Annotated in this window: 16 protein-coding genes and 1 riboswitch; of the genes, 7 read left to right on the top strand and 9 right to left on the bottom strand. The window is 61.6% G+C overall.

All coding sequences use genetic code 11. The features are described from left to right. Positions 1-9: 9 nt before the first annotated feature. Genes ACMG4N_RS04560 through ACMG4N_RS04545 form a run of 4 tightly spaced genes read right to left on the bottom strand, consistent with a single transcriptional unit; the run spans position 10 to position 4,489 of the window. Positions 10-774 (bottom strand): ABC transporter ATP-binding protein, encoded by a 765-nt coding sequence (locus ACMG4N_RS04560; RefSeq protein WP_335626897.1) that lies wholly within the window; start codon positions 772-774, stop codon positions 10-12. Continuing rightward, a complete protein-coding gene (locus ACMG4N_RS04555; RefSeq protein ID WP_297765226.1) occupies positions 774-1,715 on the bottom strand; it encodes a FecCD family ABC transporter permease in 942 nt (313 codons plus the stop codon). The genes ACMG4N_RS04560 and ACMG4N_RS04555 overlap by 1 nt, the downstream gene beginning before the upstream one ends. A 25-nt stretch (positions 1,716-1,740) precedes the next feature. Next, on the bottom strand, positions 1,741-2,640 hold the full coding sequence (locus ACMG4N_RS04550; RefSeq protein WP_414433012.1) for a cobalamin-binding protein: 900 nt from the start codon (positions 2,638-2,640) through the stop codon (positions 1,741-1,743). Between the two features lie 19 nt (positions 2,641-2,659). After that, a complete protein-coding gene (locus tag ACMG4N_RS04545) occupies positions 2,660-4,489 on the bottom strand; it encodes a TonB-dependent receptor domain-containing protein (protein ID WP_414433011.1) in 1,830 nt (609 codons plus the stop codon). 115 nt (positions 4,490-4,604) lie between these two features. After that, positions 4,605-4,844, bottom strand: a riboswitch (cobalamin riboswitch). 206 nt (positions 4,845-5,050) lie between these two features. Here ACMG4N_RS04545 and cobT point away from each other — a divergent pair. Continuing rightward, positions 5,051-6,103 (top strand): nicotinate-nucleotide--dimethylbenzimidazole phosphoribosyltransferase, encoded by a 1,053-nt coding sequence (cobT, locus tag ACMG4N_RS04540; protein ID WP_414433010.1) that lies wholly within the window; start codon positions 5,051-5,053, stop codon positions 6,101-6,103. A 3-nt stretch (positions 6,104-6,106) separates the two neighbouring features. Further along, positions 6,107-6,706, top strand: coding sequence for a histidine phosphatase family protein (locus tag ACMG4N_RS04535; RefSeq protein WP_414433009.1), 600 nt, complete (start codon positions 6,107-6,109; stop codon positions 6,704-6,706). Between the two features lie 212 nt (positions 6,707-6,918). Here the strand turns inward: ACMG4N_RS04535 and cobU are convergent, their stop codons facing one another. From cobU to moaB, 4 genes are all read right to left on the bottom strand, one after another. Beyond that, the gene (gene cobU, locus ACMG4N_RS04530; protein WP_272975438.1) at positions 6,919-7,437 is read right to left on the bottom strand and encodes a bifunctional adenosylcobinamide kinase/adenosylcobinamide-phosphate guanylyltransferase; all 519 of its coding nucleotides are present in this window, start codon (positions 7,435-7,437) and stop codon (positions 6,919-6,921) included. Next, positions 7,437-8,015 (bottom strand): PhnA domain-containing protein, encoded by a 579-nt coding sequence (locus tag ACMG4N_RS04525; protein ID WP_414433008.1) that lies wholly within the window; start codon positions 8,013-8,015, stop codon positions 7,437-7,439. Before ACMG4N_RS04525 ends, cobU begins: the two co-directional genes overlap by 1 nt. 107 nt (positions 8,016-8,122) lie before the next feature. Continuing rightward, positions 8,123-9,343, bottom strand: a complete 1,221-nt coding sequence (gene glp / locus ACMG4N_RS04520; protein ID WP_414433007.1) for a gephyrin-like molybdotransferase Glp — start codon at positions 9,341-9,343, stop codon at positions 8,123-8,125. Positions 9,344-9,380: 37 nt separating this feature from the next. Then, complete coding sequence (gene moaB, locus ACMG4N_RS04515; protein ID WP_335626890.1) at positions 9,381-9,893, bottom strand: molybdenum cofactor biosynthesis protein B; 513 nt, start codon at positions 9,891-9,893, stop codon at positions 9,381-9,383. Between the two features lie 157 nt (positions 9,894-10,050). Here moaB and ACMG4N_RS04510 point away from each other — a divergent pair, with 157 nt between their 5' ends. After that, positions 10,051-11,418, top strand: a complete 1,368-nt coding sequence (locus ACMG4N_RS04510; RefSeq protein ID WP_414433006.1) for a cytochrome P450 — start codon at positions 10,051-10,053, stop codon at positions 11,416-11,418. Between the two features lie 362 nt (positions 11,419-11,780). Here the strand turns inward: ACMG4N_RS04510 and ACMG4N_RS04505 are convergent, their stop codons facing one another. Continuing rightward, positions 11,781-12,611 carry a mechanosensitive ion channel family protein gene (locus ACMG4N_RS04505; protein WP_272979995.1) on the bottom strand — a complete coding sequence of 277 codons (831 nt, stop codon included), beginning with the start codon at positions 12,609-12,611 and terminating at the stop codon, positions 11,781-11,783. A gap of 166 nt (positions 12,612-12,777) precedes the next feature. Here ACMG4N_RS04505 and ACMG4N_RS04500 point away from each other — a divergent pair, with 166 nt between their 5' ends. The 4 genes from ACMG4N_RS04500 to ACMG4N_RS04485 all read left to right on the top strand — a co-directional run bounded on the left by ACMG4N_RS04500 (position 12,778) and on the right by ACMG4N_RS04485 (position 14,685). After that, positions 12,778-13,419, top strand: a complete 642-nt coding sequence (locus ACMG4N_RS04500) for an MBL fold metallo-hydrolase (RefSeq protein WP_335626887.1) — start codon at positions 12,778-12,780, stop codon at positions 13,417-13,419. Between the two features lie 22 nt (positions 13,420-13,441). Next, complete coding sequence (locus ACMG4N_RS04495) at positions 13,442-13,960, top strand: mechanosensitive ion channel domain-containing protein (RefSeq protein WP_272997681.1); 519 nt, start codon at positions 13,442-13,444, stop codon at positions 13,958-13,960. 87 nt (positions 13,961-14,047) lie between these two features. Continuing rightward, positions 14,048-14,350 carry a BPTI/Kunitz domain-containing protein gene (locus ACMG4N_RS04490; RefSeq protein WP_297765023.1) on the top strand — a complete coding sequence of 101 codons (303 nt, stop codon included), beginning with the start codon at positions 14,048-14,050 and terminating at the stop codon, positions 14,348-14,350. Continuing rightward, complete coding sequence (locus tag ACMG4N_RS04485; protein WP_272997683.1) at positions 14,347-14,685, top strand: DUF4870 family protein; 339 nt, start codon at positions 14,347-14,349, stop codon at positions 14,683-14,685. Before ACMG4N_RS04490 ends, ACMG4N_RS04485 begins: the two co-directional genes overlap by 4 nt. Positions 14,686-14,687: the final 2 nt, after the last annotated feature.

Here is a 14,687-nt window from a genome sequence, read left to right as displayed (position 1 = left end):
TAACTACTCTCATCCCGGCACAAACACCGGCACACCATTGATCTGTCCCACACTGAGTTTCTGGTCATAAAGCCGCTCCAGCGCCTCCGGCACCAACATGGTCTCGGCAGGGCCGAAACACAGTTCGCCATCGGGATAGAGCAGCAGCAGGTGATCACACCAGCGCGCAGCCAGATTCAGATCATGCAGGCACATAAACACTGCCGCGCCCTGCTCCGCCTGGCGATGCAACAACTCCATCACCGCTACCTGATGATGCAGATCCAGATGATTGGTGGGCTCGTCTGCCAGCCAGATGGCCGGCTGCTGGGTCAGGGCCGTGGCGATGGCCACCCGCTGGCGCTCGCCACCGGACAGGGTACTGACCAGTCGCTCGCTGAGCAGACGCAGGGACAGGGCATCCATGGCCTGGTTGGCCAGACGCAGATCGCTGCCACTTTCCCGCTGCCAGGGAGAAAGAAAGGGATGACGGCCAATCAGTACGGTTTCCTGCACTGTGGCCGGAAAACTGTCCTGACGTTCCTGAAACACCACCGCCAGTTTTTGCGCCAGTTGCCGGCGGCGCAGCTGAGTCAGGCAGTCACCATCCAGCAACACCTGACCACTGCGCGGCGGCCTTAACCCCGCCAGGGTATGCAGCAGGGTGGACTTGCCCGCGCCGTTGGGGCCGAGCACGCCCCAGCGCTGGCCCGGCAAGATCCGCGCGGAAAACGGCTGACCTGCCGCACGGCCGGGAATATCCACCACCAGATTGCTGGCTTCGAGAATCGCCATTACCGACTCCGATACAGCAGAAACAGGAAGGTAGGCACTCCGAGCAGCGCCGTGATCACGCCCACCGGCAACTGCTCCGGCGCCATCAAGGTTCGCGCCAGGGTATCGGCGATGGTCAACAAGGCGCCGCCGGCCATGACACTGGCCGGCAGAATGATGCGCTGATCATTACCCAGCACCAGCCGCAACATGTGCGGCACGATCAGCCCCACAAAACCCACACTGCCGGCGGTGGTCACCGCTACCGCCGTCAGCAGGCTGGCCAGCCCATAGACCAGCCAGGCCAGCGGTTTCACTGCTACCCCCAGGGCCGCTGCCTGCAACGGCCCCCGGGCCAGCACATTGAGGCTGCGTCCCAGCGGCAACGTGACAATCAGCACCGGGATCAACACCAGCCAGGCCAGCCACGGCGAGCGGGCGTAACTCAGGTCGCCCATCAACCAGTAGAGCATGCCGGGCAAGCGGTCCGCCGGGCTCAGCGACAGCATGAAGGTAATCACCGCTCCCCAGCCGGCGGCGATAACCACGCCGGTCAACAGCAGGCGTGTGGGCGTCCAGCTGCCTCGCCCCTGGGCCAGGCCAAAGACCAGCAGAGTGGACAGCAGGGCACCGGCAAAGGCAGAGCCGGACACCATCGCCGTCCCCAGGCCCAGCAGCATGGACGCCAACGCCCCCACCGCCGCCCCACCGGAAATACCCAGCACATAGGGATCGGCCAGCGGATTGCGCAACAGCACCTGCATCAGGGCGCCAGCCAATGCCAGCAAGCCACCGGTGGCAAACGCCGCCAGCGCACGCGGTAATCGCAGGGAAAACACCAATTCACGGAACAAGGGATCGCCGCCACCGCCGATGGCCAGCCACAACTCGGACAGGGTCATGGAAACACTGCCCACCGTCACCGCCACCAACAGGGCCATCGCACCCAGTGCCGCCAGCATCAGCAGGGACGAGACGGATCGGGCACTAATCACGGGCGCGCACGGTGTCGAGGTGGCTGCACAGGGTGCGGGTACCGGCCAGCATTTGCGGAGTGGGCCGCTGCAAGATGGACGGCGCCACAAAGAACAGGTTGTCCTGCTGCACCGCACGCAGGGAAGAGAACTGTTTCCAGGGATCCAGCCAGGCCGGATCATCCTCGCCCATGCCACCGGCGATGATCACCTCCGGGTCCTTGGCGAGCACCGCCTCGCGGCTAATCTTGGGCGCCAGAGATGCCAGCTCCCCGAACACATTGACGCCACCGCAGATCTCGATCGCCTCGCTGATCAGGTGGTCGTTATTCACGGTCATCAGCGGCTCTTCCCAGACCTGATAGAACACCGTCACCGGTGCCGCCTCCGCATAGCGCTGGCGCAGGGAATCCATGCCACTGCGCAGGGCATCGGCCGCCCCCTGCCCCACCGCCTCGGTACCGGCCAGCACCGCCAGGCGTTCCAGGGTAGTGCTGATGTCGTCAAAACGGCGCGGCTCGCTGTGGTACACCGGCACGCCCATGGCCTGCAGGCGCTCCACTTGTTCCATGGGATTACCACTGCGCCAGGCGATGATCAGATCCGGCTTCAGCGCCAGCACCGCTTCCAGATCCAGCCGCTTGTAGCTCCCCACCCGCGGCAGTTTTTCCGCCGCCGGCGGATAGTCACTGAAGCTCACCGCCCCCACCACCTGCTCGCCGGCACCGGCAGCGAACAGCAGCTCGGTGGCACCGGGGGACAAGGCAATGATGCGGTTGGCCGGCTGCTCCAGGCAGACCTGCCGATCTGCATCGTCGGTGACACAGACCTGTGCCCGGGCCGGCCCGCTCCCCAGACACAGCATGGTTGCCAAAAGGGGAAGACAACGCGATAACAGACGGGCTGGGGGCATGGCGGACTCCGTGTTTCAGTTACTGCACATCGTAACGCAGGCTTACCATTACGGAACGCCCGGCGTTGAGATAGTTCCAGCCGCTGAAGTTCTTCGCGGTGGCATATTCCTTGTCGAGCACGTTCTTCATCGTCAAACGGGTGGACCAGTTGGGCGCGAACTGCCAGCCGGCACGCAGATCCAGCAGACCAAAACCGGAAAGCCGCTGGGTGTTGGCGGCGTCATTGTAACGGTGCCCCTGGAAACTGGCGGTGCCACCCAGAGTCACCGTGCCGATGCGGCGATCCACATCCACCCGGCCCAGTCGCTGGGCACGACGGGCAATCAGGGTGTCGGTATCCCGGTCTTCCGGTTTCAGGGCGGAGAAAGCCACCCGCACCTGCCACTCCTGCCAGTCCATGCCCAGGGCTAGCTCAGCCCCCTCGATACGGGCCTTGTTCACATTGAACGAGGAGCCCTTGCTGCCATCGTAGGCGATCAGGTCATCAATATTGGTGCGGTATACCGCCGCATCCCAGAACCAGTGTTGGTACTGTGCGCGAACACCCAGCTCACCGGTTTCCGAGGACTCGGGTTTCAGGTTCGGGTTACTGAAGAAAAAGGGCGGAGAATCCGGGAAATAAAGATCGTTGAAGGTGGGTGCCTTGAAGGCCGTGCCATAGCTCACCCGTACCCGGTGAACCGTATCCAGCTTGTAGCCCAGGGCCGCAGCGCCGGTCACCTTGCTGCCGTAGGCATCGTTATCGTCATGGCGCAGGCTGCCTTGCAGATCCAGCGCGCCAAAGTGCAACAAAGCCTGACTGAAAGCGGCCTTGTTGTCCCGGTCGGTCACATCGTACTCGTTGCTGCTAGTGATCTCGTCACGCAGGTATTCGCCACCCAGCACAAACTGATGGGCCCCGGCCGCGAACACATTCTGCCAATTGACGGTACGGGTGCGGGTATCGAAAACCCCGTTACTGACATCATTGGCAAAGTCTTCGCTTTCGTCCTTGGCCTGACTGATCAGCACCTTGGTCTGCCAGCCATCGGTGAGCATTACCTCACCTTTCAACCCAGCCACCTCCAGCGCGTAGTCGATATTTCGGTCGTCTGCCGGCGTGCTGCCTTCAAATTCCGTATTGCCCTGGGTATGAAAACCGAACACACCGATTTCACCACGGTCGCCAAAGCGGTGGCTGATTTTGGCGATGCCGGCGGTGTTGTCGTAGCCGCGCTCTTCACTGTTTTCGCGCAGCTCGATGCCATTGGTGCGGAAACGATTGATACCCAGGCTATAACGGGTGCCTCCCTGTTCACCGGAAACGCCGGCACCGGCATTCATGGTGCCGAAACTGCCTGCACCAAAATCCAGCCAGCTGCCATCATCGCGAGTAAAGAGCTGCACCACACCGCCCACCGCATCAGCACCGTACAGGGAACCGCGAGGGCCACGAACCACTTCTACCCGCTCCAGCATGGCCGGTGGCAGATATTGCCAGGCCGGACTCCCGGCGGTGGCGGACCGCAACCTCACCCCGTCCACCAGCAGCAGGGTCGCATCACTGGATGCCCCCCGCACGAAGACGCTGGCAATCTTGCCGAAAGAACCATTACTGGTGGTATCCACACCGGGCTGGCCACGCAGAATATCGGCTATGTCCACCGGCTGCTGATCGCGAAGTTGCTGCTCGTCTACCACCGTGACAGACGACAGCGACGCCTCCGTGGTTCGGCTCACCAGGGCTGGGGTTACCACCACCGGATCCAGCATGGCGACCTGTTGTGATGAGGATGTATCGGCCTGAACCACCGACGGCAAGACAGACAAGGACAGAGCGGCAGGTGCCACCAAAAAACGCAAAGACATGAAGGAGATCCCCTGTTGCCGTGCCCACCCGCACGGCCTGGATTCAGCCGCGGCGACACAACAGGGATAACCGGCACCGGACGGCACCGTTACACCCCGCCATCGCCCACCGCGACGCCAAGTTTCACCTTCTGGCCGGTCTCCGGGCTGATGAGCGAGGTGGAATACCTCAGCGCGTTCGCCTTCCCATGCACCCTTTCGGGCTTTGGCACAGTGGCACTACGAAACGCGATTGACTCAATCACCGTTGCGGGGGCAGCGTCGGACTGACTTTGCGGAGATGGCAAAGCACACCGACTTCCCGTTTAACCCGTCTGTGTGTGAACAGGCGGGCACCGGAAGGTGGCGCGAAATTACCAACGGCGGCGGCAATAAGCAAACGGATACGTGTTGCTTGAGGAAAATTCAGGAGAAGTTGAGCACCACTAATAAATGCCATGCAGGCATGGCTCCAACGGAGGCGATCAGCTCCGGAGGCTGCCAAGAGCTTTACTTGACAGCTTCGGACCAGGGGCAGAGGATTTGCCGCTTTCCGGCCCCTGTCCTTTTCGGGAGTGTTCCGTGCCCCAGCCTTTCCCTTGGCAAACAGCGATTCCTTCGCCCAGTCAGACGCACCGTCAAACTGCCCTGTCCCGACAAGGCCAGCTCACCAAACCCGCCGGCTCGCTGGGTCGTCTGGAAGCACTGGCGGTGGATCTGGCTGCACTGCAGCACACAGACACACCGGGTGCCGACCGCATCAGCATTGCGGTGTTTGCCGCCGATCACGGCGTCTGCGCGGAAGACATCTCCGCCTTCCCCCAGGCGGTTACCGGGCAGATGATTGCCAACTTCGTGGCCGGCGGGGCTGCCATCAGTGTCATGACCCGGCATCTTCAGGCCCGGCTGGACGTGATCAACCTGGGTACCGCCACCCCGGCGCCTGTCACCGACGGCGTGATTGATGACAGCATCGCCGCCGGCACCGCCAATCTGGCCTGCGAGGCGGCCATGTCGTCGGCACAACTGGAGCAGGCCCTGGCCGCCGGTGATCGTGCCGCCCAACGCGCCGCAGGCCAGAATGCCCAGCTTTTTATCGGTGGCGAAATGGGTATCGGCAACACCACCAGCGCCAGCGCCGTGGCCTGTGCACTACTGGCCGAGCCGGCGGTGACACTGGCCGGGCCCGGCACCGGGCTGGATGCGGATGGCGTCAGTCATAAAGCCACCGTGATCGAGCGGGCCCTGGCACGCCACGGAGACAACCGGGAACCGCTGGCCGTCCTCGCGTCCCTGGGCGGTTTTGAAATTGCGGCGCTCACCGGTGCCATGATCGGCTGCGCCGTCCGAGGCATTCCCGTGCTGGTGGATGGCTTTATTGTCACCGTCGCCGCCCTGGCTGCCGTACGGTTACGGCCAGAGCTACGTGACTGGCTGTTGTTCGGCCATCACTCCCGGGAACCCGGCCACACCCGGCTGCTCGACGCCCTGAACGCAGAGCCGGTTCTCAACCTGTCCATGCGGTTGGGGGAAGGCAGCGGCGCGGCGGTGGCCGTGCCGGTAATTCGCAGCGCCTGCGCCCTGCATAACGGCATGGCGACTTTTGCCGATGCCGGCGTCAACAACGCGGAGTAGACCATGACCACCACCCTGTTTGATCTGATCCGCCACGGCGAACCCGCCGGCGGGCACATGTACCGCGGTCACAAGGACGATCCACTCAGCGACCTGGGCTGGCAGCAAATGCGCGATGCCATCCAGGCGGGGGATCAGTGGGATCACATCCTCACCTCGCCCTTGTTGCGCTGCCGGGAATTCGCCGCCGAATTGTCAGAGCAGCAGCATATTCCCTTCACCGTGGCCCACGACTTCAAGGAAATCAGCTTCGGCGACTGGGAAGGAAAAACCCGGGAACAGGTGGCGCAAGAGTACGGTGATCACCAGGCCAACTTCTGGCGCGATGCGGAAAACCACCCGCCGGTGAATGGCGAAACCATTCAGGATTTTCACCAGCGTATCGGCGACGCCTGGGCGCTGTGGCAACAGGCGCTACAAGGTCAGAGGGTCTTGCTGGTCTGCCACGGCGGCGTGATCCGCATGGTGCTGAGTCATGTACTGGGGCTGAGCCCGGGCAAGGCCATGGCGGGATTTCAGGTCCCCTTCGCCTGCCGCTCGCAGGTGCGCATTGATGACACCGAGCATGGCACCTTGCGTTGTTTGGTGAGGCACGGGAGCTAACCCGCCGCCATTCTACGAAGCCGCCGTAGGAGCCCATGCTTGCATGGCGAACCGCGCTTGCGCGGAAATCGACCGTAGGGCGATCAGGGGTATCAGCACTCGACAGGTTTCAGAAACAACGAGGGACAAACCTTGATCGTTACCGCCTCGCTACGCGAGGTTCGCATGTCGCAGATCCCCTGGGGCGACATGCATAGCTCCTACGGCCAGGACTACCCCTTCAACGTCTGCGCAATCCCCGCCACCGACATCACCACCCGATCACATTTTTTCGCCAACGCCTGATTCAACCAGCCCAGCTCATCGGCAAAGCGGCGGGTGAGCGGGTCCATGCCGATAATACCCAGCCCCACCTCATTACTGACGATCACCACCGATCCCGGATAGCCTGCCAACGCCGTCAGGAAATTTTCCTTTTCGCGCACAAAAACCACATCCCCCGCATGCAACAGATTACTCACCCACAGGCTCATGCAATCAATCAACACACAGGGCGGCGGTGACAGGGTGGCCTGGCGGCTCAACAGGCTGCCCAACTCCACCGGTTCTTCCACCAGCCCCCAGCTGGCAGGGCGGCGTCGCTGGTGGCGACGAATACGCTCACTCATTTCGCCATCGCCGGCGGTGGCCGTGGCCACGTAAACCACCGGGTCGGGTTGCTCCGACACCAAGCGTTCCGCCAGCGAACTCTTGCCGGAACGGATGCCGCCGAGGACCAGGGAATGTGTCATCAATTCTTTTTCACGAACTGGGTAAGGATGACAATCCGCTGGCCTTCCACCCGGCCTTCAATCTGCTCCGGGTTATCCTGCACCAGCGAGATATTGCGCACCGGTGTGCCACGCTTGGCGGTGAAGTTGGCGCCCTTCACATTGAGATCCTTGATCAGCGTGACGCTATCTCCGGCCTCCAGCACGGCACCGTTGCTGTCACGGTGCTCGATTTTTTCTTCGTCGCTCTGCCCTTCGCCGGTGGCCTGGGCCCAGGCCAGGGTCTCGTCATCCAGGTAGAGCATATCCAGCAGATCCTGGGGCCAGCCTTCCGCCCGCAACCGGGTCAGCATACGCCAGGCCAATACCTGCACCGCCGCCTCCTGACTCCACATGCTGTCGTTCAGGCAACGCCAATGATTGATATCTTCGTTGCCGGGATTGTCGATCTGAAAACTGCAGGTTTCGCACAACAAGGCGCTCTGCGCCGCCGTGCCATCCCCTTCCGGCGGCACCGCATACACCGCCAGCGCCTCACCGGCGCTGCACAGCTCACAGGTCGAATCGGCTCGCGCCAGCAGGGTGGATTCCAGGGTCATTCGTTTACTCCGTCAATGTACCAACCGTAGGGTGGATTAGCCGCAGGCGTAATCCACCGCTTGCCGTTTTTTGGTGGATTACGCTTGAAGCTAATCCACCCTACTTCTTACAAAAGCGCCGGGAACGGCCAGTATGCCAGCATGCTTCCCGGCGATACGGTTTCTCCCACCGGCACCACCGCCAGCCCGTCCGCCCACACCGCAGAGCTCAACATGCCGGAGCTCTGATTGGGGTGTTTTTCCAGCATCATATTGCCGTCCTTTGGCACGCAGCGAACGCGTAAATATTCCTGCCGCTTGCCGGCTTTTTTGACAGAAAAATCCGCCGGCAACCGGAACGGTGCCGGCAAGACATTTTCGGCACCACAGCCCCGGCGCAAGGTGGGCAACACCAGCATCAGGTAACAGACCAGCACGGCAGAGGGATTGCCGGGCAGACCAAAAAACGGAATGCCATCTACGCTGCCGTAGGTGAACGGCTTGCCCGGTTTGATCGCCAGGCGCCAGAAATCCAGCTGGCCCTGCTTTTCCAGCACCGCGCGCAGATGATCCTCTTCGCCCACGGACACGCCGCCGGTGGAAATAATCACGTCCGGGCGTTGGTCAGGATCGGTGAGCGCCCGGGTAAGGGTCGCCTGGATGATAGCCGGGTCATCCGGCAGATGTTCGCGCCGCACGTCGGCAAAGCCACTTTGTATCAGCAACTGCTCCAGTTGCGGGCCGTTGCTGTCGTAGATCCTGCCGGGCAGGGGCATTTCATCCGGCGCCTGCAATTCATCCCCGCTGGTCAGCACCAATATCCGGGGGGCATACACTCGCACCCGTGACACCCCCACCGACGCAATCAGCCCCGCGGCCTGGGGAGTCAGGCGCTGGCCGGCGCGCATCACCACCTCATCCAACCGGGCATCCTGCCCCGCCGGGCGAATATTCTCCCCATCGGTGACCGACGCCTGTGCCGGCAGCCGTACCCGGCCGTCAGCAATTTCACAGTCTTCCTGCATCAAAACGGTATCCGCCCCGGCGGGCACCGGCGCGCCGGTGAAGATCCGTGCCACCTGCCCCGGCATCAGGGTACCCGGCGGGTCACCGGCGGCAACGCGCAGCGGCATGGGCAGGGTCAGGCCCGGCTCGTCCAGGTCTGCATAGCGCAGGGCCACGCCATCCACGGCGGCATTATCGAAGGCGGGCACATCCACGCGGGACACCACGTCCTGGGCCAGGTACTGGCCACGGGCGTCACCAAGAGCGATCTCCTGCACACGGGCAAACGGCGCGGCGCTGTCCAGCAACCGGGCCAGGGCGTCCTCTACCGGCATCAAACTCATCGGCGCATCCTTTCATCCTTCATCATTGTCATCGTTCTCAACGCCGAATCTGCGCGACAAAGTTGCAGGGGCGATGACGGGCATCCAGCTGGTCGCGGATGATGCGATCCCAGCCGGTGGCGCAGGCATTATTGGAACCGGGCAGGCAGAAGATCACCGTGCGATTGGCCAGCCCGGCCAGGCAACGGGACTGAATCGTGGACGAGCCGATATCCTCCACACTGACCTGGCGAAACAGTTCACCGAAACCTTCGATGTGCTTGTCGAACAAAACCCCCAGGGCTTCCGGGGTGGAGTCGCGCCCGGAAAAGCCGGTGCCGCCAGTGGTAACAATGCCCTGAATACGCTCGTCGGCGATCCACTCGGACACCACCTTGCGCAGCTGGTAGATGTCATCCTTGACGATCTGGCGGGCCTGCAAGTGGTGGCCGGCTTCCTCCAGACGCTGGACCAGCAGGTCCCCGGACGTGTCGTTATCCGGGGTACGGGTATCGCTGACGGTCAATACCGCCAGGGCCAGGGGCTCGAAGGCTGCCGCGGGCTTGGACATAGATTTCTCCTTGATGATGGCGCCAATGCTAGCACGAGCCATGCCATGGTGGCTGGACAGCACATCCCGCATTGACCGCTGCCAACAGCCCCCTGTTCGCCACAGTATGCTCACAGTACATTGACGCTATACAACGTGTTTATCGGGAGAGCTGACAATGAGCAGCAGCATGGAAACCGCCCAGCAGGATGCCGCCCGTCTGCCGCGCCTGCCACAACGCAAACTGGACAATATTCCGGGGGATTATGGTACGCCGTTACTGGGTGACACCATCGAGTTCCTCAAGGACTACCACAAGCTGGTCACCCGGCGGGCCGCAAAATACGGTCTGGTCTCCAAGGGATCGGTGCTGTTTCAACGCGGCGTCACTCTGCTTGGGCCAGAGGCCAACGAGTTTGTCCTCAAGGACCCGGATCACGTATTTTCCAGCCGCGCCGCCTGGAACCCGTTCCTGGAAAAGCTGTTCACCGACGGGCTCATGCTGCGCGACTTTGCCGACCATAAATTTCATCGCCGCATCATGCAGCAGGCATTCAAGAAGCCGGCACTGGCCAGCTACCTGGACCGCATGAACGCCCATATCAGCAGCCAGATCCAGCCCTGGCAAACCGGCGAAACGCTCAGCTTCTTCGACCATATCAAGGCGCTGTTGCTGGATGTGGGTGCGCAGATTTTCTTCGGCCTGGACATGGGCCCGGAATCCGACAAGGTAAATAAATCCTTTATCGACTCCGCCGATGCCTCCCTGGCGGTATTGCGCCTGCCGATTCCCGGCACCCTCTGGCACCGGGGCATGACAGGACGCCGCTACCTGGAAAAATTCGTCACCGACCTGATTCCGCAGAAACGGGCCAGCGAGACCCCGGATTTCTTCAGCGAGCTGTGCAAGGCCGCTGAAGAAGAAGGTGGCCTGAGCGATCAGGACGTGATGAACCACATGATCTTCCTGCTGTTCGCCGCCCACGACACCACCACCAGCACCCTCTGTTCCATCATCTACCTGCTGGCGCAGCACCCCTACTGGCAGGATCAGCTGGCCGAAGAAATGGCCAGCTTGGACAAGGACAGCCTGGACTACGACGACCTGGCCAAACTGGAAAAGACCGGCTGGGTGTTCCGCGAAACCCTGCGCATGCGACCACCGCTGACCGCCTTCCCGCGCCGCACCGTGAAGGAAGTGACCTTCCAGGGCCACACCCTGCCGCGCAACACCCTGGTCAACCTCTCTCCCCTGTTCACCCATTACATGGAGGAATACTGGAGCAACCCGCACACCTTCGACCCGGAACGTTTCAACAACGAACGCGCCGAGCACAAAAAACACTTTTACCAGTGGATTCCCTTCGGCGGTGGCCACCACAAGTGCCTGGGCCTGAACTTTGCCGAGCTGCAAACCAAGACCTTCCTGTTCCACTTTCTGCAGCGCTACAAGGTCAGCCTGAAACCGGGCTACGAAATGCCGGTGCAACAGGTGCCGCTGATCATGCCCAAGGATGGTTTGCCGGTGGTATTGGAGAAACGGTAAAGCAGCACGGCTTCGCCTCCAGCGACGAGCTGCTAGGCACTAGCTACAACGCCGCTGCGGGAGCGCCGCTGGCGGCGCAATCCGAGCCTTGGCAAGTGAGCCTTTCTGTAGGAGCTATGCTTGCATGGCGAACCGCGCTTGCGCGGAAATCGCCCGTAGGGCGATCAGGTATTTCAACACTCGACAGGTCTATCCAGACAGAACGGCGGATAGACCTTTACCTTTGCCGCCCATCTATGCTCGGTTCGCATGTCGCAGATCCCCCTTGGGGGGCAAGCATAGCTCCTACAAGCGGCTTCGTAGATATCCAAGAGTTTGAGGGAATTTTTAGCCTTCCCCATCCAACGAGCGTAGCTCGTAGCTCAGCTCTGCTGATACAGATGCACATCCCGCTGCGGATAAGGGATGGTAATGCCAGCCTTATCGAAGGCCAGTTTGACCTGCTCGAACAGGCCGAAATACACCGGCCAGTAATCCTCGGAATTTACCCAGACCCGGGTCAGCATATTGATACTGCTATCGGCGTGGGCGGAGACAAAAATATTGGGGTTGAACTTGTCGCCACTGAGGATACGGTCGTCGTTATCAATCACGGACTGTATCGCTACCCGGGCATCGGCGATGCTGTCGTCATAGCTGATGCCGAATTCGATATCCACCCGCCGCTGCGGTTCGCAAAAGACATTCTTGATGCAACCGTTAGACATGGGACCGTTGGGAATCACCACCCGCTGATTGTCATAGGTAATCAGAATAGTGTTAAAAATCTGAATGTCGTGGACCCTGCCCATATGCCCCTGGGCGTCGATGATATCCCCCAGCCGATACGGTTTGAAAAACAGGATCAACACACCGCCGGCAAAGTTGCCCAGGCTACCCTGCAGGGCAAGGCCCACCGCCAGACCGATAGCACCCAGCATGGCGATAAAGGAAGTGGTCTGCACGCCAACCATGCCGGCCACTGCCACCAGCAGCAGCAACTTCAGCAGCACCTCCACGAAACTGGTCATGAACTTCTGCAGGGTATCGTCCACCGCCTTGTGCCCCAGCACCCGGTTCAGTCCCTTGGTGATCCGCCCGATGATCCAGAACCCCACTATCAGGGTAATGATGGCCAGCACCACCTTGGGCAGGTAGCCCATGCCAAGCTCGATAGCCTTATCCAGATAAGGCTGCACCTGTTCCATTTCCATGGTTCCCTTTCCTTTGCGAGATAGATAAAGGCGCTAAAATAGCACCGCCTCCGTCCCCCGCCGCGGCAGCACGTCGGAATTTGCCATTATTTACGCTTTGCAGGGAATGAACCGGATTCCGGTTTGCGGCTATACTGCGGGCACATTTTTTACCCGATAGACAGCCATGAAGTACGCCATCCTGCCGGTCACGCCCTTCCAGCAAAACTGCTCCTTCCTGAAATGCGACACCACCGAGAAGGTGGCCATCGTCGATCCTGGCGGGGACCTGGACAAGATTCTGGAAGCCCTGCAGCAGGTCGGCGGCACGCCGGAAAAGATTCTCGTCACCCACGCCCACCTGGACCACATCGGCGCCGTGGCCGAGCTGGCAGAAAAACTGGACCTGCCCATCGAAGGGCCACACACCGACGACCAGTTCTGGATCGACATGCTGCCCCAGCAGGCGCAGATGATGGGCTTTCCCGCTTCGCGCCCGTTCACCCCGACCCGCTGGCTCGAGGAAGGCGACACCGTCACCGTGGGCGAAACCCGTCTCCAGGTACGTCACTGCCCGGGCCACACCCCGGGGCACGTGGTGTTCTACCAGCCGGAAAGCAAACTGGTGGTGGTCGGCGATGTGCTGTTCAACGGTTCCATCGGTCGCACGGATTTCCCCAAGGGCGATTTCGACACCCTGGTCCAGGCCATCAAGGACAAGTTGCTGACCCTGGATGACGATGTATCCTTCATTCCCGGCCACGGCCCCATGTCCACTATCGGTCACGAGCGGGCCAACAATCCCTTCGTTTCCGGCAAGCACGGTTGAGGCAGAGATGGAATCCAGCGCAATGAAATGGAGCCTCACGGTTGCCGTTATCCTGGTGGCCTGGCTATTGTCCGTATTACTGCGGGGTGCCACCCGGCGCCTGGGCCGCCGTCGTGATTTCAGCCGGGCACGTATCTTCCAGACGGCAGTGGTGATCAACAGCGCCTGCGTGGTCCTGGCGCTGTTGTCCATCGGCATCCTCTGGGGCCTGAACGGCAGTGGGCTGATGGTCTTCGCCACGTCGATGATGGCCCTGCTGGGTGTGGCCCTGTTTGCCAGCTGGTCCATGCTCAGCAACACCACCGCGGCGATCATCCTGTTCTTCAGCGCCCCCTACCGGGTGGGCGACCGTATCCGCCTGCTGGATGGCGACAACACGGTCACCGGGCAGATCCGCTACATGGGGTTGATCTTCATCACCGTGCAGGACGAGCTGGGCCACCGCTACACCCTGCCCAACAACCTGCTGCTACAGAAAACCGTGATTCGCCTGCGCGGCGACACCCTGCCCAAAGACCAGAAACACTGCCGGGCTGACTAGCACACCCCCGACAGAGTAAAGTGACACCTTATTGAAAGGCCTTGCCGGTTTGGCAGGGCCGTTGCTGATCGACACAAGGACGACACCATGCGACTGCTATTTCCCCTCATCTTCATCACCCTGCTGGCCGGCTGCCAGAACGGTACCGAGGCTGGCAATACGCTGCCGGACGCCTGTTACCAGCCACCGGAAACCGGCATGTGCAAGGCCGCTTTTCAGCGCTACTACTACGATCAGGAAAGCGACAGCTGCAAGAGCTTTACCTGGGGTGGCTGCAAGGGCAGCGTGCCCTTCGAAACACAGGACGCCTGTGTGCAGACCTGTAATGCCAGCAACAGCGAACCTGCCAGCCCGGCGAGAACCTATCGCAGCAAGGGAGACCCGCAATGAGCCAGACATCGTCCCTGGGCATGGCCCGGGCGGTTTATGTACTACACCTGGTGGGCCTGATCACCGGCGGGCTGACCGCCGTTGCCGGGGTTATCATTGCCCACCTGCACGCCGGGGATGCGCCGCCACCCCTGCGTGAGCACTTCCGCTTCCAGTACCGTACCTTCTGGATCGGCCTGCTCTACAGCGTCATTGCCGGCATCACCACCCTGGCCTTTATCGGCTGGCTGCTGATGGTAGTGATTACTATCTGGTGGATCGTGCGCTGTGCCCGCGGCCTGAGCACCCTGAATCGCAACGTGGCGCCTGCCCGGGTCGACACCTGGGGCTTCTGAGT

Source organism: Alcanivorax sp. IL2 (assembly GCF_047495475.1).
In the GTDB taxonomy this organism is placed as follows: Bacteria; Pseudomonadota; Gammaproteobacteria; order Pseudomonadales; family Alcanivoracaceae; genus Alcanivorax.
This window is presented reverse-complemented; position numbering and strand designations above follow the sequence as displayed.